Source organism: Amycolatopsis xylanica (assembly GCF_900107045.1).
Lineage (GTDB): Bacteria > Actinomycetota > Actinomycetes > Mycobacteriales > Pseudonocardiaceae > Amycolatopsis > Amycolatopsis xylanica.
In genome coordinates this window covers 294,138-315,081 of the sequence record NZ_FNON01000011.1, presented here as the reverse complement: position 1 = coordinate 315,081, position 20,944 = coordinate 294,138, and the positions used below count along the sequence as shown (strand labels likewise).

The 20,944-nt window shown below is 70.5% G+C and carries 11 protein-coding genes and 1 pseudogene; 8 read left to right on the top strand and 4 right to left on the bottom strand.

The features are described from left to right. Positions 1–347 (bottom strand): annotated as a pseudogene (locus BLV57_RS37810) (ATP-binding cassette domain-containing protein); the annotation flags it as partial. Between the two features lie 216 nt (positions 348–563). Here BLV57_RS37810 and BLV57_RS37805 point away from each other — a divergent pair. Next, positions 564–1,061, top strand: coding sequence for a hypothetical protein (locus BLV57_RS37805; protein WP_091298124.1), 498 nt, complete (start codon positions 564–566; stop codon positions 1,059–1,061). A 57-nt stretch (positions 1,062–1,118) separates the two neighbouring features. On the opposite strand, the gene BLV57_RS37800 is transcribed toward BLV57_RS37805, so the two are convergent. Beyond that, positions 1,119–2,087, bottom strand: coding sequence for an Lrp/AsnC family transcriptional regulator (locus BLV57_RS37800; protein ID WP_091298122.1), 969 nt, complete (start codon positions 2,085–2,087; stop codon positions 1,119–1,121). Positions 2,088–2,168: 81 nt separating this feature from the next. Here BLV57_RS37800 and BLV57_RS37795 point away from each other — a divergent pair, with 81 nt between their 5' ends. Then, the gene (locus BLV57_RS37795; protein WP_176968991.1) at positions 2,169–3,038 is read left to right on the top strand and encodes a VOC family protein; all 870 of its coding nucleotides are present in this window, start codon (positions 2,169–2,171) and stop codon (positions 3,036–3,038) included. Between the two features lie 510 nt (positions 3,039–3,548). Here BLV57_RS37795 and BLV57_RS37790 read toward each other — a convergent pair. Next, on the bottom strand, positions 3,549–4,691 hold the full coding sequence (locus BLV57_RS37790) for an agmatine deiminase family protein (protein ID WP_091298118.1): 1,143 nt from the start codon (positions 4,689–4,691) through the stop codon (positions 3,549–3,551). An 84-nt stretch (positions 4,692–4,775) separates the two neighbouring features. Between BLV57_RS37790 and BLV57_RS37785 the strand changes: the two genes are divergently transcribed. From BLV57_RS37785 to BLV57_RS37760, 6 genes are all read left to right on the top strand, one after another. Further along, positions 4,776–5,342 carry a TetR/AcrR family transcriptional regulator gene (locus tag BLV57_RS37785; protein WP_091298116.1) on the top strand — a complete coding sequence of 189 codons (567 nt, stop codon included), beginning with the start codon at positions 4,776–4,778 and terminating at the stop codon, positions 5,340–5,342. Between the two features lie 147 nt (positions 5,343–5,489). Further along, on the top strand, positions 5,490–9,182 hold the full coding sequence (locus tag BLV57_RS37780) for a non-ribosomal peptide synthetase (RefSeq protein WP_245757674.1): 3,693 nt from the start codon (positions 5,490–5,492) through the stop codon (positions 9,180–9,182). After that, on the top strand, positions 9,179–17,770 hold the full coding sequence (locus tag BLV57_RS37775) for a non-ribosomal peptide synthetase (RefSeq protein WP_091298112.1): 8,592 nt from the start codon (positions 9,179–9,181) through the stop codon (positions 17,768–17,770). Before BLV57_RS37780 ends, BLV57_RS37775 begins: the two co-directional genes overlap by 4 nt. After that, on the top strand, positions 17,767–18,849 hold the full coding sequence (locus tag BLV57_RS37770) for a GSCFA domain-containing protein (RefSeq protein ID WP_091298109.1): 1,083 nt from the start codon (positions 17,767–17,769) through the stop codon (positions 18,847–18,849). The genes BLV57_RS37775 and BLV57_RS37770 overlap by 4 nt, the downstream gene beginning before the upstream one ends. Then, the gene (locus tag BLV57_RS37765) at positions 18,812–19,504 is read left to right on the top strand and encodes a hypothetical protein (protein ID WP_176968990.1); all 693 of its coding nucleotides are present in this window, start codon (positions 18,812–18,814) and stop codon (positions 19,502–19,504) included. The genes BLV57_RS37770 and BLV57_RS37765 overlap by 38 nt, the downstream gene beginning before the upstream one ends. A gap of 16 nt (positions 19,505–19,520) precedes the next feature. Continuing rightward, positions 19,521–20,393 carry a TauD/TfdA dioxygenase family protein gene (locus BLV57_RS37760; protein WP_091298107.1) on the top strand — a complete coding sequence of 291 codons (873 nt, stop codon included), beginning with the start codon at positions 19,521–19,523 and terminating at the stop codon, positions 20,391–20,393. Here the strand turns inward: BLV57_RS37760 and BLV57_RS37755 are convergent. Next, positions 20,383–20,943 carry a hypothetical protein gene (locus BLV57_RS37755; RefSeq protein ID WP_091298105.1) on the bottom strand — a complete coding sequence of 187 codons (561 nt, stop codon included), beginning with the start codon at positions 20,941–20,943 and terminating at the stop codon, positions 20,383–20,385. The genes BLV57_RS37760 and BLV57_RS37755 overlap by 11 nt on opposite strands. Position 20,944 lies beyond the last annotated feature (1 nt).

Sequence of the window (20,944 nt, the reverse complement as noted above, 5' to 3'; positions counted from 1 at the left end):
GGAAGGCGCAGGCGCCCGTCGTGGACTTCGGCGATCTGGTCGACGGCGGTGAGGTGGGTGCGGTCGTGGGTGACCAGGACGGTGGCGGTGGCCTGTCGGTGGGTGAGGCGGGTGATGAGGTCGACGACGGCGGCTCCGCGTTCGTGGTCGAGCGCGCTGGTGGGTTCGTCGACCAGCAGGACGGTGGGGTCGTTCATGAGGGCGCGGGCGACGTTCACGCGCTGGCGCTGGCCGCCGGAGAGCTGATGCGGGCGGCGCCCTGCTTGCGGTGCCAGGCCGACGGCGTCGAGCAGTTCCAGCGCACGGGCACGGGCCTTGGCGGGGGAGCGGCCGTCGAGGTGGGCCACCTCGGCCTCATCCGCCGATAACCCCGTGCGGCCCGAGGCACGACGACCACCGCAGTCGCGTCCACTCTCGGGCATACCGCGGAAGTTGACGAACGGCGCACGTGCCACCGGAGGCACAGGTGGATTTCTACTCCGCGGCAGACGAATTCCGCCGCCGCCGTCCGTAGCGTTCGTCCCCGGGCCGCCGCACCCGCGGCGGCCGGAGAGGGGAAACCGATGTTGTCTGCTCAGCTCACGTCGATCCGCAAACCCGCCGCGATCGCCGTCTCGTCGCTGGCCGCGCTCGCCGTGGTCGCGACACCGGCCGGCGCAGCGACCGCCGCCGAACCGGGAGGGGAGCCGATCGGCATTGTCGCGCCCTACGACCCGCCCGCCGACGAAGGCAGTACCCAGGCGGGCGGGTCGCGGTGGATCGACATCTACACCACCGACGGCGGAACGCGGGGCGCGCGGTACTACGGAACGCTGACCTGGCGCGGCAAGGCACCGTATTCCGGTCGCATCAGTGGCGAGGTCGAGGACAGAGACGCGGACGGCTACTGCGGCGTCGTCGAAGTGGCGCTGGACGGCACGCGTTTCACGTTGACAGATCAGCAGGCGTGTGAAGGGAAAACTCACGGGATCGGCTTCAACTACAAGAACACCTACATCGCCAAGGTGCGGGTGTGCCGCCTCAAGGGCCACTGGCTCTACAACTGCAGCGCCTGGAGCTGAGCCGGTGCGGTGACACGGCCGACTTCCATCATGGAGAAGGTGCCGTCCCTGGACCGTTCACTGAGTGGTCACTTGGCTCGTGCTGCGTTTGGCGCGGCGGATGATCGGCGCGGACTCGACGTGCCGGAGGCCGGGCAGCGTGCCGAGCCGGGTGGTCATGTAGTCGTACAGCGCGGCGTGGTCGCGGCAGACGGCGAAGGCGACCAGGTTGCTCGGCCCGGTGGTCGCGGCGGCGAAGGCGATCTCCGGATGGGTCGCGAGCGCCGCGGCGACGGCGCCCAGCTCGGCCGGTGCGACGGTCAGCCACAGGATCGTCTCGCTGGCGTAACCGAGCAGCAATGGATCGACGTCCACGTCGAAAGCGAGGATGTCGTTCCGGCGCAGCTGATCCAGCCTGCGGCGGACGGTTGACTCCGACCACCCGGTGGCCCTGGCGAGCGCCGGATGGTCGGCGCGGCCATCCAGGGCGAGCACAGGCAGCACCGCCAGGAGCCGCTCGTCGAGCTCGACCGGGCCGTCGGCGGCGGGTTCCCGCCACCGCAGCTGTTCGGCCTCGTCGGCGGTCAGCGCACTGGTGCGGCCCGCCCAGCCACGCGTGCCCGCGACCGCACGCAGCAGGCAGTGCGCGGTGACCGAAACGATCCGCGGTGTCCGGGGAAGCCGGTACAGCAGCAAGCTGTCGGTCTCGTCCCGATCGCGGGTGCGCGTGATGCAGGTGATCTCGGTGCCGCCCGAGGTCAGGCTCACCCACGACGTGTCGGCTCGCCTGGCCAGCGCGGCCGCCACCCGCGTGGCGGTGTCGGGCGCGCACTGCAGGCGCACGAACCATTCGGTCAGTCCGAGCGCACCGGCGTTGGCCACGCCGACTACCCGGACGCCGCCGGTGGACCGCAGTCGCGCGTAGCGGCGGGCAACGGTCCGGTCGGAGGCGCCGAGCACGGCCGCGATCCTGCTGAACGGCGCCCGCCCGTCAACGTGCAGCGCGTGGATCAGCTTCAGGTCGAGGTCGTCGAGTGAAAGCACCATCAGAAGCTATTCCATGTCGGATTCCACCGCTATCGGCTTGCGATGTGCCGGGCGCCGCGGATGTTCTCGCACCCTGGGGGCATGGATATCGACTACCTCGACCACACCGTGGTGCTCAACACGGACCTCGACGCCGCCGCCGAACGGTTCGCCGCACTGGGGTTCCTGCTCAGCCCACCCTCCGCGCACCGGCTGTCCGAACAACTCAACGGACCTATCGCGACCTACACCTGCACCGCGAACCGCTGCGCGGTGTTCGGCGAGTCCTTCATCGAGCTGCTCGGCATCGTCGATGAGAACGCGCCGGACCCTTGGCACGTCAAGGAACTCGCGAAGTCCCACCCCGGCCTCCTGCTCACCTTCGGCACCGGCGACGCGGAGCTGGTCGAGCGGCGATGGCGCGCCGCGGGGTTCCCGTCGACGGGTGTGCGTTCGCTGGAACGGGACGTGGAAACCGCGGATGGCACGCGGACCGTCCGAGCACGTGGCGTGTACCTGGGCGCGGAAAGCACACTGGGCGTGGGCATTCAGGCAGGCCAGCATCTGACGCCGCAGTACATCCACCAGCCGCGGTTGCTCGACCACCCCAACGGCGCGGTCGGCCTGCACAGCGTCCTGCTCGTCGTGCCCGATGACGCCGTGGACTCCTTTGTCGAGCGCTACTCGCTGATCTTGGCCACCGGGTCGCATGTGGACGGTCCGAAACGCGTCTGGTCGCTGCGGTCGGGCCGGTTCGAGATCGTCGGCGCGTCGGCGCTGCCGGAAGTACTGCCGGGCGAACACGTGCCCGCGCTACCTTGCATCGCCGCACAGACCGTCGCGGTGGCGGATCTCGGCCTGGCCAGGAAACTCATCGAGGACAATGGAATCGTCACCCGCGAGATGCCTGCCGGGTTTTTCGTACCGGCCGCGGCGGCACTCGGTGCCTGCGTCGGATTCGTGGCCGCGTGAGGTTCGCTACCGCCGTCCGGTTCGGTGAGCCTCGACTGGTTCCCCCCGACGGCACCACGACCGGGCTCGGTCCGGCCGCGCCGCAGCCGCCGTCGAGGCTCGAACGGGTGACCTGCTGACCGAGCGGTTCTTCATCGGGCCAGGTCGCCGGTTCGCGGAACTCCTCGCCCGGCACGGGAATCCACCCCGGTGGTACGAGTTCGACTGGTCGCCTGCAGGTAGCCCGTACGGTGCCTGCCATTGCATCGACCTGCCGTTCGTCTTCGGCACACTCGACGCCTGGCGGCACGCCCCCATGCTCGCCCGCGGCGTGCCGGGCGAGCTGGCCATAGCGGTCGATGATGTCCAGAACCGTTGGATTTCCTTCGTCCACGAAAAGGCATGAGCACGTCTTCCGGACAAGCCTGGGTCTGTCAGCCCAGGCTCCGGCGACTCGCCTGGCGGTGGCGCTGAGCCGAGTGAACAGGTTGATCGCGCCCAGGCCAGAACCGGCTGTGCCACTTATGAGCGTCACTGGGGCTGGTCGTGGGTGGAGCAGTGGATCCCGCCGCCGCCCGACGCGATGGTCTGGATCTGCACCGGGACGATCTCGCGGCCGGGGAAGTGCTCGGCGAGGATGCCACGCGCCCGGTCGTCGGCGGCCGCGTCGCCGAAGCGGGGCATGAAGACGGACTTGTTCGCCACGTAGAAGTTGCAGTAGGAGATGACGCTGTTCTCGTCGTAGCCGCGGGGGTCCGCCGGCTGGGGCAGGTCGACGACCTCGATGCGCTTGCCGTTCGCGTCGGTCGCGTCGGCGAGGACGGTCTTCGCCTGTGCGGCGGCTCGTGACCAGACGTCGGCGGGCGCGCCGGGTGCGGGCTTGTCCAGTAGGACGACGCCGGGTGCGGCGAAGCGGGCGAGGCAGTCGACGTGGGCGTCGGTGATGTCCTCGCCGCGGACTCCGGCGAACCAGATCACCTTGCGGACGCCCAGTATCCGCTTCAGCTCGTCCTCGATCTGCTGGCGCGTCTTGCCGGGGTTGCGGTTGTCGTTGACGAGCGAGCTCTCGGTCGCCATGAGTGTGCCTGCGCCGTCGGTCTCGAAAGAGCCGCCCTCGGCGACGAGCGGTGTCTCGATCCTGGTGATCCCGTACTTCTCCAGCACGGTCCTGGCGACGGCCGCGTCCTTGTCGTGCGGTTTCTGCTTGTTGCCCCAGCCGTTGAAGTTGAAGTCGACCGCGGCCGAGCCGCCGACGAACACCGGCACGGTGTCGCGCGCCCACAGGTCGTCGACCGGGATGGGCACGACCTCGACGTCGTTCCCGCAGGCCCGCTGCGCGTCCTCGGCGTGCTCCGGCCTGGCCATCAGCACCACCGGCTCGTACGCGGCGATCGCCTTGGCCAGCGCGGCGATGTCGTCGCGGGCGCCCGCGAGGTCGCCCTTCCAGATCGAGTTCGACGCCGGCCACGACATCAGTGTGCGGACGTGCTCGTCCCACTCGGCGCCGATCATCCGGGCGGCGGACTGCGGCCGTGCGGACGGCGACGGTGCTGCCGACAGCCGGGTCGCCGGCGTTTCGGTGGTGTCCGCGCAGGCAGTGGCGCCGAAGGCGGTGGCGCCGATGGCCGCCAGGGTGCGCAGCGCGGAACGGCGGGACAGGGACGGTTCGAACAAGGGGCGCTCCTCGGGTCGGTTCGGCCATCGTAACACTCTGACTGAATATTCAGTCAGGAACCCGCCGAACTATAGTGGGCTGCCGTGCCTGAGCGTCGAAGCCAGATTCTGCAAGCCGCGGTCCGTGTCATCGCCCAAGACGGCGTGCGCGGACTGCGGGTCGAGAAGCTCGCGGCCGAGGCCGGCGTGTCGACCGCGCTGATCTACTACCACTTCAAGGATCGCGCCGGGATCCTGCACGCCGCGCTCGAGCACATCAACCACCGCGCCGAGAGCTACACCGACGTGGCTTTCACCTGCGAGGATCCCCTGGCGCGGCTCGAGCAGGTGCTGTTGCTCGAACTCCAGGACACCGACGAGGTGCGGGAGAACAGCATCGCCTGGGGTGAACTCCGCGCCAGCGCCGTGTTCAACGACGACCTGCGAGCCGCGCTGAGCGAGACCACGCGGGCGTGGAACGCCGACGTCGCGAGCTTGATCAGCGAGGCCCAGGCCGCCGGGCGGGTCGCGGCGGAGGTCGACGCCGAGCTGGCCGCCGAGCACCTCACCGCACTGGTCGAGGGGCTCAGCGAGCGCTGGCACAGCGGCTCGATCACCCTCGATCATGCCCGTCGGGTCCTGGTCGCCGCCCTTGCGGGCCAACTTCGCTAGAGCTTGCGTGTAATTCACGTCATAACGCGTAGCCTCGCTCGATCAGGTAGACATTAGTGCTCGATCAGTGCGAACACGGCCAGTCGAGGCAATCGATTGCCGCAGGTCACGGCCCTCCGAGGGCGTCTTTTCCCGGAAAGGGCCGGCTTGTCGGAAACACACGTACCCCTGTCCTTCGCGCAGCGGCGGCTGTGGGTCCTGGCGCAGACGGCAGGCGCCGGAAGCGCTTACAACGAGGCCATGGCGTTCCGCCTGCGTGGTCCGCTCGACCGGGCGCGCCTGGCCCGCGCGTTCGGCGCGCTGGTCGCCCGGCACGAGTCGCTGCGCACCCGGCTGGTCTCCGAAGACGGCGAAGTGCGGCAGGTGATCGACCAGCCGGACGTCGGGTTCGCGTTCGGTGACCTCGGCTGGGACGAGCCGTTCGACCTGAGCCGGGGCCCGCTGCTGCGCGGAAGCCTGGCCGAGCTGGGCCCGGACGAACACGAGCTGCTGATCGTGGTGCACCACGTCGTGTACGACGGCTGGTCCAAGGTGATCATGCTGCGTGAACTCGGCGAGCTGTACGCCGGCGCCGATCTGCCGCCGCTGACCCGGCAGTACTCCGACTACGCCCGCTGGCAGCACGACTGGATGGCGAGCGGCGAGCCGGACGCGCAGGCCGCCTACTGGACCGAGCGGCTGGCGGGCGCGCCGCCGCTGATCGAGGTCCCGGCCGACCGGCCGCGGCCCGCCGAGCAGGACTTTCGCGGCGGCCGGGTTCCCGTGGTGCTGAACGAGGACCTCACCGCGGCGCTCGGGAAGCTCGCGGCCGAGCACGGCGCGACGCTGTACTCCACGATCCTGACCTGCTGGTTCATCTTGCTCGGGCGGTTGACATCAGATGATGACATCGTTGTCGGAGTGCCCGCGGCGAATCGGCGGCGGGGTGACGTGGCAGATCTGGTCGGTTTCTTCGTCAACACGCTCGCGTTGCGGCTGGATCTGTCCGGGGCGCCGACCGGCGCCGAGGTGCTGAAGCGGGCCACCGCCGTGCTGCGGGACGGCCTGGCTCACGTCGACTTGCCGTTCGAGCGCGTGGTCGAGGTGACGAATCCGCCGCGCAGCCCGGCGCACACCCCGCTGTTCCAGACCATGGTCGCGTGGGTTCGCTCGACGCGTGGCCTGCTCGTGCTGCCGGGGATCGACGCGGAGCCGATCGAACTGCCGGACGCGCCCGCCAAGTTCGACTTGGCGTTGCGGCTGGCCGAAGAGGGTGACCGGGTCGTCGGGCAGCTGGAGTTCGCGACCGCGTTGTTCGATCGGGAGACGGTCGAGCGGTACGGCCGGTACTTCGTGCACGTGCTCGAGCAGCTGGCCGCCGAGCCCGATCGGGAGGTGACCGCCTTCGCGCTCATGGACGCGGCCGAGCGGCGGGAGCTGCTGACCGGCTGGAGCCAGGGCGCGCCTGCCGTGGTGAATCCCGGTGGACTTGTCGACCGCTTCGAGGCGCAAGTACGGGCCCGCCCCGATGAACCAGCCTTGGTCTGCGGCGGGAAACGGCTGACCTACGCGGAACTGGATCGGCGCGCCAACGCGCTGGCCCACGGCCTGATCGAGCGCGGCGTGGGCACCGACGACGTCGTCGGCCTGCTCGCCGGGCGGTCGGCCGGGCTGGTGATCGGCGTGCTGGGCATCCTCAAGGCGGGCGCCGCGTACCTGCCGCTCGACCCTGCGCAGCCCGAGGAGCGGCTGGCCTCGATGGTGGCGGAGGCCGCGCTCGTGCTCACCGACGAGACGCTGGCCGGGTTCGAGGCCGATCGGCACGACAGTCCCGGCATCGAGGTCGCGCGGACGGATCTGGCGTACGTCATCTACACCTCGGGTTCGACCGGCAGGCCCAAGGGCGTCGCGGTGACCCACGGCAGTGTGCTGAACCTGTTCGACCAGTGGCTCGCCGAGTTCGGCGCGACGCCCGGCGAGGCGACTTCGGCCTGGTCGAGCATCGGGTTCGACGCCTCGGTGCACGAGCTGCTGCTGCCGCTCACGACCGGTGCCGTGCTGCACGTCGTGCCCGAAGAGGTGCGCGGCGATCCGCGTGTCCTGCTGGAGTGGATGCGCGAACACGGTGTCGTGCAAGCGTTTCTGCCGCCCGCGTACGTGAAGTGGATCGACGAGGATCCCGGACGGCTCACCGGGCTCGCGCTGCGGCAGGTGCTGACGGGCGTCGAGTCGCTCCCCGAGGAAGCGCTTCACCGGATGAGGCAAGCACTTCCGGGCCTGCGGATCTGCTTCGGGTACGGGCCCACTGAAGCCACGCTGTACGCCACGTCCTATGTGGACCCCGAGGCGCACGACCGGCCGTGCCCGATCGGCAGGCCTTTGCCGGGCACCCGGCTCTACCTGCTCGACGACCGGCTCGAGCCGGTGCCGCCCGGTGTCGCCGGGGAGGTCTACCTCGCGGGCGCGAGCCTGGCTCGCGGGTACCTGAACCGGCCGGACCTGACCGCCGAGCGGTTCGTGGCCGACCCGTTCGTGCCGGGGGAGCGGATGTACCGCACCGGTGACCTGGCCCGCTGGCTGTCCGACGGCAACGCGCAGTACGCCGGGCGCAGCGATGACCAGATCAAGCTGCGTGGGTTCCGCATCGAGCCCGGCGAGGTGGAGGCGGCGCTGCTCGCGCTGCCGGGCGTCGTCGAGGCCGCGGTGCTGCACGATACGGCGGGTGAGCCGCGGCTGGTGGCGGGCGTCGCTCCGCGGCTGGGGCACGAGTGGCGGACGCTGCTGGCCACGCGGCTGCCGGACTACATGATCCCGGCCGTCTTCGTCGAACTCGAGCGGCTTCCGTTGAGCCGCAACGGGAAACTGGACCGCGCGGCGCTGCTGGAGCAGGCCGGGGCCGCGCCGGGCAAGGTCAACACGGCCAGCCCGCGTGATCACGTCGAGCTGGCGTTGCACCGGATCTGGCGGCGGCTGCTCGTCCACCCGGGCATCGGGATCACGGACAACTTCTTCGACGTCGGCGGCACGTCGATCTCCGCGATCAAGGTCGCGCACGCCGTGCGTGAGGAGTTCGCGGCCGAGCTGCCGATCCAGGACATCATGCGGTACCCGACGATCGAGGCGCTCGGCGCGCGCCTTCGTGCCGGCGCCGGGCCCGCCACCGGTGGTCCGATCGAGTTCCGCGCCGGCGACGGCCGCCAGCGCGTGATCTGCGTGCATCCCGCCGGTGGCACCGCTTTCTGCTACCTGCCACTGAGTGCGGCGCTGCCGGACGCGGCCGGGGTGCTCGGCTTGCAGTCGCCGGGGCTCAACGCGGGCGAGACGCCGTTGCCGACGGTCGAGGCCATGGCGGAGGAGTATCTCAAGTCCATCGATCCCCGTCCCGATGAAGACTTGGTCCTTTGTGGACTTTCGTACGGCGGACTGGTCGCGTACGAGATGGGCAGGCTGCTCGCGCTGCGCGGGCACGCTCGGGTCAGCGTTGTCCTGCTGGACAGCCGGGCGGCCGACGGCATGGCGGTCGAGCCGGTGGACGCGGCCGAGTTCCGCGAAAAACTGGTGCGGTTCAACGGGATGTACCCGGGGATCGAGGACGATCAGGTCGACCGGTACTTCCGGATCTACAACCACAACCGGATGACCGCGCGGGACTACCGGCCGGAGAAGTCGGCGGCCCGGCTGGTGTTCCTGCAGGCCGGCGACGACAGCGGCGCCGCGGAGTTCTGGCGCGGCCGGACGGACGGGGGCGTGCTGGTCGAGCCGGTGGGCTGCGGGCACTGGGAGATGTTGGAAAGCGCGGGGTTGCCGAGGGTGATCGAAGTGATCGAGGCCGAACTGGCTTGGCTGCGGGAGGCCCGATGAGAACCGGAACCCACCTCGCCGCGCAGGTGCACGCGCAGGCACTGCGCACACCGGACGCTCTCGCGCTCAAGGACGGCGACCGGACGTTCGACTACGCGACGCTCGACGCGCTGGGCGCCGCGGTCGCGGAGGCGTTGACCCGCGAGGGCGTCCGCCGGGGCGACGCGGTGGCGGTCGGCCTCGCGCGCTCGTGGGAGCTGGTCTGCGTGATGCTCGGCATCCTGCGGCTCGGCGGGAAGGTCGTGCCGCTCGACCGGCTCAGCCCGGCGGACCGGCGCGCGCACATCCTCACCGACTCGGCCAGCGTCGCGCTGATCCACCACGGCATGGACGATGTGCCCAGCGGCGTGCGGTCGCTGGTGATGAGTGAACTTTTCGGGGAACCACCTCCTGAGCCAGGGGAGCCTGCGACGCCGGTGGGGGCGTCCTTCCTGTTCTACACCTCGGGTACGACAGGTTCGCCCAAGGGCGTGGAGGTGCCCGACGCGGGCATCCTGCGGCTGGCCGAGCCGGGGTACATCGAGATCGAGGCGGGCATGCGGTACGCCTGCCTGTCGAACCCGGCGTTCGACGCGCTGAGCTTCGAGGTCTGGGTGCCGCTGCTGACCGGCGGCTGCTGCGTGATCCTCGATGACGAGACCGCCCAGACCCCGCACGAGCTGGCGGCCGCGCTGGTCCGTGAACGCGTCGACACGATCTTCCTCACCACCGCGCTGTTCAACGCCGTGGTCGACGCGGTGCCGGACTGCTTCGCCTCGGCCCGGCAGGTGCTGGTCGGTGGCGAGCAGCTCAACGCGGGCCTGATGCGCCGCTGGTATCGGGACAACCCGGACGCCGTGACCCGGCTGCACAACGTCTACGGTCCGACCGAGACGACCACTTTCGCGCTGTGCCACCGCATTCCGCGTGACTTCGACGGTGATCCCGTCCCGATCGGACGCCCGCTCGCCCGGACCGGGGCGGTGCTGGTGGTGCCCGGCGCCGAGCGCGTCGCCCGGCCCGGTGAGCTGGCCGAGCTGTACCTGGCGGGCGCGGGGCTGGCGGCCGGATACCGGAACCTGCCGGAGGAGACCGAGCGCCGGTTCGTCCGGCTGCCGTGGCACGACGACGCGCGCTACTACCGCACGGGTGACCTGGTGCGTGCCGACGCCGAGGGGCGTGTCGAGTACGTCGGGCGGGCGGACCGGCAGGTGAAGGTGCGCGGGTTCCGCATCGAGCCGGGTGAGCTGGAACGGCAGATCCTGCGCCATCCCGCGGTGCGGCAGGCGTTCGTGTGCACCCGGCGTGCCGTCGAGCACGGGCCGAACGAGCTGCTCGCGTACGTGGTGGCGGGGGAGCTGTCGTTCGGCGACTTCGACCGGCATCTCGTCGAGTCGCTGCCGAGTTACATGCGTCCGCATCACGTCTACCGGGTCGACGCGTTGCCGCTCAACGCCAACGGCAAGGTCGATCAGGCCCTGCTGCTTGGCAGTGATGTTCAGCCGTGGCGGCGCGAGGACGCCGCCAGGCCGGTGACGGCTTGGCAGCGTGAGGTGCTGGAGCTGGCGGCCGAGGTGCTGGGCGTCGCCGAGGTGCGGCTGGACGATCGCTGGATCGCGTGTGGTGGTGACTCGCTCAAGGCGCTGCGGTTCCGGTTCGCCGCAAGGCAGCGCTGGGGTTGTGAACTCGCCCAATCCGTTGTGCTGCAAGGAGATTTCGCCGAGCTGGCCGCCGCGATCAAGCGAGCCGGTGCGTCGGACTACCCGGTGCCGGTGCACACGGACGCGGTCTCGGGACCGGCGACGAGTGAGCAGCAGCGGCTGTGGCTGCTGCAGCAGCGGACGCCGGGCTCGCGTGCCTACAACGTCGGTTTCGCGTTCCGCATCGACGGCGAAGTGGACGCCGACAGGCTGAGACGGTCCTTGCGACGGCTGGTGGAGATCCATCCGGCTCTGCGGACCGGTTTCGAGGCCACGCCCGAAGGTCTGCGGCAGGTGGTCGGCGAGCCGTACGACCCGTGGGTCGAGCCGGAACCGGACTTCTTCGCGAAGGTCTTCGATGTGGCGCGGCCACGGTTGTTCGACGCGTGCTGGCGAGCCGACGACCGCGGAGGCGTGCTGCTGCTGCGGACGCATCACATCGCCGTCGACGGCTGGTCGATCAGCATCCTGCTCCGCGACCTGTCCGCCGCGTACCCGGAAGCGCCGGAGTTCACGACGCTGGACCACGCCGCCTGGCAGGCCGAGTGGTTCCAGCGGCCCGCGTATCTCAAACAGCGCGAGGAACTGCGGGCCCATTACGCGGGGCTCGATCTGGCGGCGGAACCGGTGCGCCCGTTCTCCTCAGCAGGGCTGCTCCACCGCTCGCTCGATGTCACGCGCCGCGCGAAGGTCGACCGGCTTTGCGCCGAGCTGGGGTTGACCCGGTTCCAGCTGCTGCTGGGTGTGTTCGCGTGGAGCCTGTACGGCGTCACCGGGCAGACCGGGCCGCGGATCGCCAGCCCGGTCGCGAACCGGCCGGTCCAGGAATTCGACGGCACGGTCGGGATGTTCGCGAACACCGTCGCGCTGCCGGTGACCGTCGCGCCCCGTGAGGACGCGCGTGCCCAGCTGCGCAGGCTCGGCGAGTCCACGCAGAAGGTGCTCGACCGGCAGGACGTCGCGCTCGCCGACGTGGTCGAAGGTCAGCCGTTCGACTTCTTGTTCGTGCTGGAGAACACCGAGTTCGACGCGTTCACGCTGCCGGGCACCACGATCCGCCCGCTGTGGGAGGCGCCCGCCGAGGCCAAGTGCTCGCTGACGATGTCGGTGCTGGAGCAGGCGGACGGCTTCGACTGCCTGTGGGAGTACGCCGAGGACCACTTCACCGCGGACCAGGTCGCGGCGATGGCCGAGCTGTTCGGGCAGGCGCTGGACCGGCTGGCGAGCGGGCCGTCGACCCCGGCCGAACTGGCCGCCGGATACCGCCGTGGCCTGCCCGAGCACGGACGCGGCGAGCCGGCGCCGCTGACCTACTCGACGATCGCCGAGGGCTTCGCACGGCGGGTCGCGCTGACGCCGGACGCGCCCGCGCTGCTGGCCGAGGACGGCTCGGTCAGCTACGCCGAGCTTGACGCCGCCTCGTCGGCGCTCGCCGCTGACCTGCGCGAACGCTACGACGTGCCGGACGAAGAGCCGTGTCATGTCGCGTTGTTCTTCGAGCCGTCGGCCGAGCATGTGGTCGCGTTGCTGGCGCTGGCCAAGCTCAATCTGACGGCCGTGCCGCTCGACCCGGCCTATCCGCCCGTGCTGCTGCGGCAGATCGTCGACCAGGTCGCACCGCTGTGCGTGTTGCTCGCGCCGGGCGGTGAAGCGCAGTTCCGCGCGGTCCACTCGGGCGAAGTCGCGCTACATCCGGTCACGATGTCCGCCGCCGCGTCGGTTCACCCGTCGCACAGCGGGAAACGGCCGCTCTACACGCTGTTCACCTCGGGCAGCACGGGCACGCCGAAGGGCGTCCAGGTTCCGGACCGCGCCTTGTGCAACTTGCTGCAGTGGCAAGCGGAATCCGGTGGGCTCGCCGATCCGGCACGCACCCAGCAGTTCTCGATGCTCTCGTTCGACGTGTCGTTCCAGGAGATCTTCGGAACACTGTGCGGGGGCGGCTGCTTGCGGCTGATCCGCCCCGAATGGCGTCACGACATCCCCGCGCTGCTCGACCGGCTCGATGCGGCGGAACGGATTTTCCTGCCGTACGTGGCTTTGCAGCTGCTCGCCGAGCATGGCGTGCGGCTCGGACGGTATCCCGCGCGGCTGCGTGAGGTGATCACCGCTGGCGAACAGCTCGTGTGCACCGACGCCATCCGCCGGTGGTTCGCCGGGATGCCGGGCGCGCGGCTGTTCAACCACTACGGCCCGACCGAAACCCACGTGGTGAGCGCGCTGTGCCTCGACGGCGACCCTGCCCTCTGGCCCGAGCGGCCCGCGATCGGGCGGCCGGTGGCGAACGCGGTGCTGCGGGTGGTCGACGAGGCCGATGAGATCGTGCCGCCCGGCTGCGAGGGGAACCTGCTGATCGGCGGCCTCATGGCGAGCCGGTGCTACCTCGACGCGGACCCGGACCGGTTCGCCGAACTGCCCGAGCTGTTCTATCGCACTGGTGACCGCGCGTACTTCGACCACAATGGACTGTTGCACTTCGCGGGGCGCGATGATCAGCAGATCAAGCTGAGCGGGTACCGCCTGGAGCTGGGGCAGGTCGAGGCGGCGCTGTTGCGTCACCCCGAGATCGTCAACGCCGTCGTCGTGCGTGACGGCGACGCCTTGGTGGCGTGCCTGCACTGCCGGGAAACGCCGTCGGCCGAGTCTTTGACGGCGCACCTCGCGGACCTGCTGCCCGCGTACGTGCGGATCGATCGCTTCCGGCTGCTGACGGCGTTGCCCCGCACACCCAGCGGCAAGCTCGACCGGGCAGCCGCGCTCGACGCGCCCGGCCGAGAACTGGGCCGGGTCACGGCCGCGAAGGCGGGATCGGCGGTCGAGGCCCGGCTGACCGAGCTGTTCGAAGCGGCGGCCGGGGTGCCGATCGGGCTGGACGAGACGTTCTTCGACGCGGGCGCGTCCAGCCTCGGGCTGATGCGTTTTCACTTGCGCTGCACGGCGGAACCGGACTTCGAGTTCACGGTCGCCGACCTGTTCGAGCACGTGACCATCCGCGCGCTGGCCCGTTTCCTCGGTGGGCAGACGCCCGAGAGCGGGCACGTCGGCTCGGTCATGACGGACGAGCCGATCGCCGTCGTCGGCATGGCTGTCCGCCTGCCGGGTGCTTCCGACCTGGCCGCCTTCTGGGAAATGGTGCGCACGGCAGGCACCGGGATCGAGCATTTCGACGCCGAGGACGGCCTTGTCGGGGCACGCAGCCAGATGGACGGGCTGCTCGCGTTCGACCCCGGACATTTCGGGATCAGCGCGCGCGACGCCGCGCTGATGGATCCGCAGCAACGGCACCTGCTGATGTGCTGCGTCCAGGCGCTGGCGCACGCGGGCATCACCGACTCCACCTCGCGACGGGTCGGGCTGGTCGCCGGCTGCGGTGAGAACACCTACTTCCAGTCGATCCTGCGCGAGGCCGATCCGGCGCGGCTGCCGGACGTGTTCCAGCTCGCGCAGCACCACGACAAGGATTTCCTCGCCACCAAGGCGGCGTACCACCTCGGGCTGACCGGCCCGGCGTTCACGACGCAGGCGGCGTGCGGGACTTCGCTGGTCGCCGTGCACGTCGCCGCCGGGCTCCTGCGCCACGGCGACGCCGAGGTGATGCTCGCCGGGGGAGTGCTCGTCGATCCGAGCCTGACCGGCGGCTACCGCTACCGGCCGCAGCACATCTTCTCCGAGGACGGGCGGTGCCGTCCGTTCAGCGACGACTCGAGCGGCACCATCGGCGCCAGCGGCGTCGGGGTCGTCGTGCTCAAGCCGTTGCGGCTGGCCCGCGAAGACGGCGACACGGTGTACTCGGTCATCACCGGGTCCGCGCTCAACAACGACGGGTCGGCCAAGCTCGGCTACAGCGCGCCGTCGCTCGCCGGGCAGCGCGAGGTGATCCGCACGGCGTTGCGTCGCAGTGGCAGGTCCGGTTCCGAGATCGGGTACGTCGAGGCACACGGGACCGCCACGCGGCTCGGTGACCCGGTCGAGGTCGGCGCGCTGCGGCAGGCACTGGAGGTGACCGAGCCCGGTCGGATCGCGTTGTCCTCGGTGAAAAGCCAGATCGGGCATCTCGGCGCGGCCGCGGGTGTGATCGGCCTGATCCGGGCGACGCTGTCCGTCCATCATGGACTCATTCCGCCCACTGTGGGCTTCCGTGCGCCGAATCCCGAGCTGGCCGCCGATCTCGAGCCGTTCTACGTGCCGACCGAGGCGCGCCCCTGGCCCGCCGGTGATCGGGTCGCGGCGGTGAGCAGCTTCGGCATCGGTGGCACCAACGCGCACGTCGTGCTGGAAGCGGGCGAAGCCGCTCCGATGCCGGAAACGGCGTCCGAGCTGGTGCTGTCGAGCAGCAGCGAAGCCGCGTTGCGTGCCGACGCGGCCGCCATCGCCGACTACCTGACCGCGCGGCCGGAGGCTTATCCGCAGGTGGTGCGTCACCTGCGGTCCGGCCGCCCCGCGCGCCGGTGGCGGATGGCGGCGACCTGCGCCGACGCGGCCGCCGCGGTGGCGTGGCTGCGTACGGCCGTCGCGACCGAAGTGGAGCCGGTCGACAGGGTCTTGGAGCGGCCCGCGCAGGCACCGTGGGACTTCCCGCCGCCCGCCTTCGACCTGGCCGATTACGACTTCGACCGGCTGCCCAAGACGGTCGGCCCGCGGCGGCTGCCGGAAACCGACTGGCTGCACCAGCCGCACTGGGTCCGGCTCCGCCGAGCGACCACCGGTGCCTCGCACAGCGACCGGGTGCTGGTGCTGATGAGCGACCTCCCGCTCGACACTTCGGCTTTCCCCCACGAGCGCGTGGTGCGGGTGACCCCGGCCGAGGCGTTCGCGCGCCGGGGAGACGACCGGTTCGAGGTCGACCCGGCTGACCCCGCTTCGCTCAAGCTGCTGTTCGACGCGCTCGGCGAGCACCACGGGATCGACTGGCTGCACGCGCTTCCGCTGGGCATCGACGGCCTCGAACGCGCGCGATGGGCCTGTCTCGATACTCCGGCCGCGCTGCTGCGAGCGGGCGTGAAGAACCTGCGGACCTGGTGGCTGTCCTCGCGAGCGCGTCCGGTCGACGGGGCCGTGGAACGGCCGGAAGCGGGCCTGCTGGCCGGAATCACCATGGTCGGGCCTGCCGAAACCGGCGTGCCGGGGCACTGGGTCGACCTGCCCGGCACCGACCTGAGCGCGCTTGCGGATCTGCTCACCGGGCCGACCCCGCCGAGCCAGGTGGCGTTGCGACGGGGTTTCTGGTGGGAACGAACCACCACACCTGTGTCCACAGTGGACGCCGTGCCGGTGGTCGGCGATGGCGTGCACCTGATTCTCGGCGGGACCGGCGGGATCGGCACCGCGATCGCCGAATGGCTCCTCGAATCGACGCAGGGCCGGGTGCTGTTGCTGGCACGGCGGCCGGAGCTGCCGGAGGCGTTGCGGCCGTGGGCCGATCGGGTCGAGCTGATCGCGGCGGACCTGGCCGGGCCGGTCGATCTCTCCGCGCGGATCGATCGCCTGGACAGCGTGATCCACGCGGCAGGGGAGGCGGCGGGCGGCCCGATCGCCACGCGCGACGCCGACTCGGCGCACGTCGCGAAGTTGCGCGGCGCGCTGGTCACCGAGGAGCTGATCGCCCGGTATCGACCGGCTCTCGCCGTCTACTGCTCGTCGATGTCGGCCCACTTCGGTGGCGCCGGACAGCTCGATTACGCCGCCGCGAACGGCCTGCTCGACGCGTTCGCCCACCAGGACAGCGAGGCCACGACCCGGATCGCCATCGACTGGGACATCTGGAACGAGACCGGCATGGCGGTCCAGGCACTCCGGACCGACGCGCGCCATCAAGCCCACCTCGCGGTCGGCATGACCGTGGCGGAAGGGAAACGGCTGTTCGCGCGGGCGCTCGCACTCGGGCTTCCGCAGCTGCTGGTGTCCACCACCCCGCTCGACGAGGCTGAGACGTTCTACGGACCCACGACCCCGAAGACCGCCGACACGACGGCCGAAGCGCTCAGCGCCGAACTGTGCGAGGCGCTGGGCCTCGACGAACTCGACCCCGACGCCCCGCTCTACGACCTCGGCGCCGACTCCCTGACCATGCTCGACCTGATCGACACGGTCAAACGGCTCTCCGGTGTCGACCTCGACCTGGCCAGATTCAGCCATCAGGTCAGCCTTGCCGAGGTGCTCGCGCGGCTGGCCGAAGGCGAGGCCGACGCACACGACGTCACGCTGGAGATCTGGCAGGAAGGCACCGGCCGCGAGGTGCTCTGCCTGGTCCATCCGGTCGGCGGCGACATCCAGGCCTACGGCTCGCTCGTGTCGGCCCTCGATCCGAGGCTGACCGTGTGCCTCATCGCCGATCCCGGACTGCGGCAGGCCAGAGCTTCGACGTGGACGCTCACCGAGCGCGCGCGTCGCTACTACGCGGCGCTCCACGCGCGTTTCCCCGGCGCTGAGTGCCAGCTCGCGGGCTGGTCCTTCGGCGCGTGGGTCGCCACCGGAATGGCCGCCGAAGCCGAGACGGCCGGTCGGCCGGCGCGGGCACTGCACCTGCTCGACCCGCCACCGCCGGGCGCGGATTTCGGCGGCTACGACGAAACCCGGCTCGAAGCCGTCTTCGCGCGTGAACTCGGCGACGCCGCCGACAGCACGAAGGCCTACGCCGAACGGCTCGCCCGCTGCTGCCGCGCGAACCTGCGCAGCATGGCCGGACATGAACTGCCCAAGCTGGCCGCGACCCCCAGCGGCCTCTGGCTCGCGGAGCGGCCGGTGCCGGAATTGCCGTCTGTGGCCGGGCAGGAGGCGCTCTGGCAGCCCCATCTGCCGGAACCGACCGACTGGCACCGGCTCGACACGAACCACTACGGCATCGTGCGCGCGCCGCACGTCCACGCCATCGCGGCGGTCATCAACGCGACGATCGGAGAAGCACGGTGAATCCCTACCAGGCGCTGACGGCGCGCTCGTTCTGGCGCCCGGCGGTGGCCGAGCCGGACGCGGAGGCGATCGGGGAGCTGTGGACGCCGAAGTTCGCACTCGGCCAGGACGACCCGGTGCTCACCGCCGGATCCTGCTTCGCCGCCGAACTCGGCCGGGCGCTGATCGACAACGGCATGAACTTCCACGACGCCGAACCCGCGCCGCCCGGCCTGACCCGTGAGCAGCGCCGAGCCCGGCATTACGGCGAATTCTCCTTCCGCACCGGCAATATCTACACCGCCGCGGTCTTGCGGCAGTGGCTGTCGTGGGCGTTCGGCGGGCAGGCACCGACCGAGGTTTGGGAGGACGACGGCCGCTTTTACGACCCCTACCGCCCGTCGGTCGAGCCGGATGGCTACGCCTCGCCCGAAGAAATGCTGGCCGCCCGTGAAACGACACTGGCCGCGATCCGCCGGGCCGTGTCCGGCGCGAGCTGCCTGATCTTCACGCTCGGCCTGACCGAGTCCTGGCGGAACACCGCCGACGGCACGGTATATCCGGTTTGCCCGGGGACCTTGCGTGACCATGAACGGGATAAAGCGGGCTTTATCCCGGGGGAAAGCGCCCGGGATAAAGCCCGCTTTATCCCGTTCGACCCGAGCGTGCACAAGTTCCACAACTGCACTTTCGCGGAGGTGCACCGGGAGATGAGCGAGGCGATCGCGCTGGTGCGTGAGGTCAATCCGGGGATCCGGGTGCTGCTGACCGTCTCGCCGATCCCGCTGACCGCCACGGCCACCGGCGGGCACGCGCTCGTCGCCAACACCTACAGCAAGTCCGTGCTGCGGGCGGTCGCCGGGCAGCTGACCGCAGAGCACGAGCACGTCGACTATTTCCCGTCGTACGAACTCATCACCGGCCAGCCGTTCCGCGGCGCGTTCTACGACGACAACCTACGGACCGTGACCCGCGAGGGTGTCGCGTTCGTCCTGCGGCACTTCATGTCCGCGTTCGCCAGGACCGCGCGCCCCACGACCGCGCCGATGGGAGGTGACCTCTGTGACGACGCCGTACTCGACTACTACAGCCCCCGCTAGGTTCCTTCTGCTCGGCGACTCCCACGCCGGCCCGATCGGCAGGGCGGCGCGGGCGGCCGGGATCCCGTTCCAGGGCGGGCCGATCGGTGCGGCCCGCGAGTTCACCGACGGCTTTTTCGAGGCGGGCGAACGAGATGTCGTCTTCCACAAGCCCGAAGCGGACGGCTACTACCGCGGGTTCCTCGGCGAGATGGGCAAGGACGGGCTCGCCGATGTCGGAATCCCGCTCGTGACGACCTTCGGTTTCGCGGCGCATTTCGTTGCCACGAAAGAGAACTGGCGGCTCTATCGGTCCGGCGACGGCTTTCCGCCTGGCTTCCTGGGTGGCCCGCTGTTCGACGCCATCGTCACGGCGACGGTCCGCGGCGCGCTGGCGTTCCACCGCCACGCCCTCGATCTCGGCGTGCGGGTCTGCACGGTCATGCCGCCGCAGCGGGTGCCCGCGCAGTCCGATCCGGCCGTGTTCCTGGCCGCGCAGGAGACCGTCCGCCGGGCGATCACCGCGCTCGGCGCCGAGGTGGTCGACCCGCGCGCCCGCATCACCGACGCGACCGGATATCAGCGCGCCGAGCTGTGCGAAGCCGACGACGAAATCCACGGAAACCTGGCCTGGGGCCGGATCGTCTTGACCGAATTGCTGGACCTAGGGCTCTGAGCCAGAGGAAGGAACCATGGAGCAGTACGAACTGGATGCCGTGCAGCGCATCACCACCCGGGCGGCGCGGGAGTACCGCACCCTCGAGGTCGCCCCGATCACGCCGGTCATCGGCGCCGAGGTCACCGGCCTCGACCTCGCCCGCGAGCTCACCGAGCAGCAGCTCGACGAGGTGAAGACCGCGTTCCTCGAGCACCACGTGCTGGTCTTCCGTGACCAGCACCTCTCGACCGAGGACCACAAGCGCCTCGCCGCGCACTTCGGCGAGCTGCGCCCGGTCAACCCGCCGCCCCAGGACGCCGACCCGTACGTGCTGGAGATCAAGACCACGGCCGAGGCGGCCAATGTCGCGGGCAACGGCTGGCACGCCGACGGCACCGCGGACGCGGAACCGTCGCTCGGCTCGATGCTCTACATCACCCAGATCCCCGAGGGCGGCAGTGGTGGCGACACGATGTTCGCCAACATGTACCTGGCCTACGACATGCTCTCGCCCACGATGCGCGGCCTGCTCGACGGCCTCACCGCGGTGCACGACGGCGCGCTCGCGTTCCGCGGCCGCAAGCCGCCTGCCGACTACGTGGTGCCCGTCAGCGAGCACCCGCTGGTCGTGCGGCACCCGGAGACCGACCGCAAGATCCTCTACGTCAACCCCGCCTACACCGCGCGCATCCCGCAGCTGTCGGCCGACGAGAGCCGGGCGCTGCTCGACATGCTGTTCGCCGTGGTGCCGAACCGGCCGATGCTGAGCTGCCGGGTCCGCTGGACCCCGAACACGCTGGTGTTCTGGGACAACCGATGCGTGCAGCACCACGCGATCTACGACTACTACCCGATGACCCGCTACGGCAAGCGCGTGGCGATCAACGGCGGTCCGCTCAAAGGCTGAGGCTCCGGGTGAGGCCCGCGCCCAGCCGGGCGCGGGCGTCCTCGGACACCAGGACGCACGCGCGGACGTAGGCGAACGGGTAGGTCGCGGCGTACTCTTCGTGGCTCGCTTGGGCGAACGCCCTCGCGCAGGCGGCCGCGTTGGCCAGCGCGTTCGCGTCCGCGTGGACCCGGACGTTGGCTTCGGTGTTCATCTCGGCGTAGCTCTCGCCGTAGTTCCGGGCGTCCACTTCGGAATATCCGCGAGCCAGCGCGAACGCACCTGCGGCCTCGGACGCCTTCGCGAAGACTTCCTTGGTGGGGTAGGCGTTGCGGTAGAGATCCCGCAGCGCGGGCTCCAACGCGTCACGCCAGACGTCCTCGGTGATCTGTTCGCCTGCCAGCGCCCGCGCGTGGAGCGCGCGTACCGCCTCGTGCGCTCCGGCGTCGGGGAGCGTCTCGATCAGCAGCGGGCCGATCGTGGTGGCGTGCCAGTCGTGCACCACCGAGAACGGCGGCTCACCGGCCGGCACGCTGATGCCGAGCACCTCGGCCACGGCGGGAAGCCACATC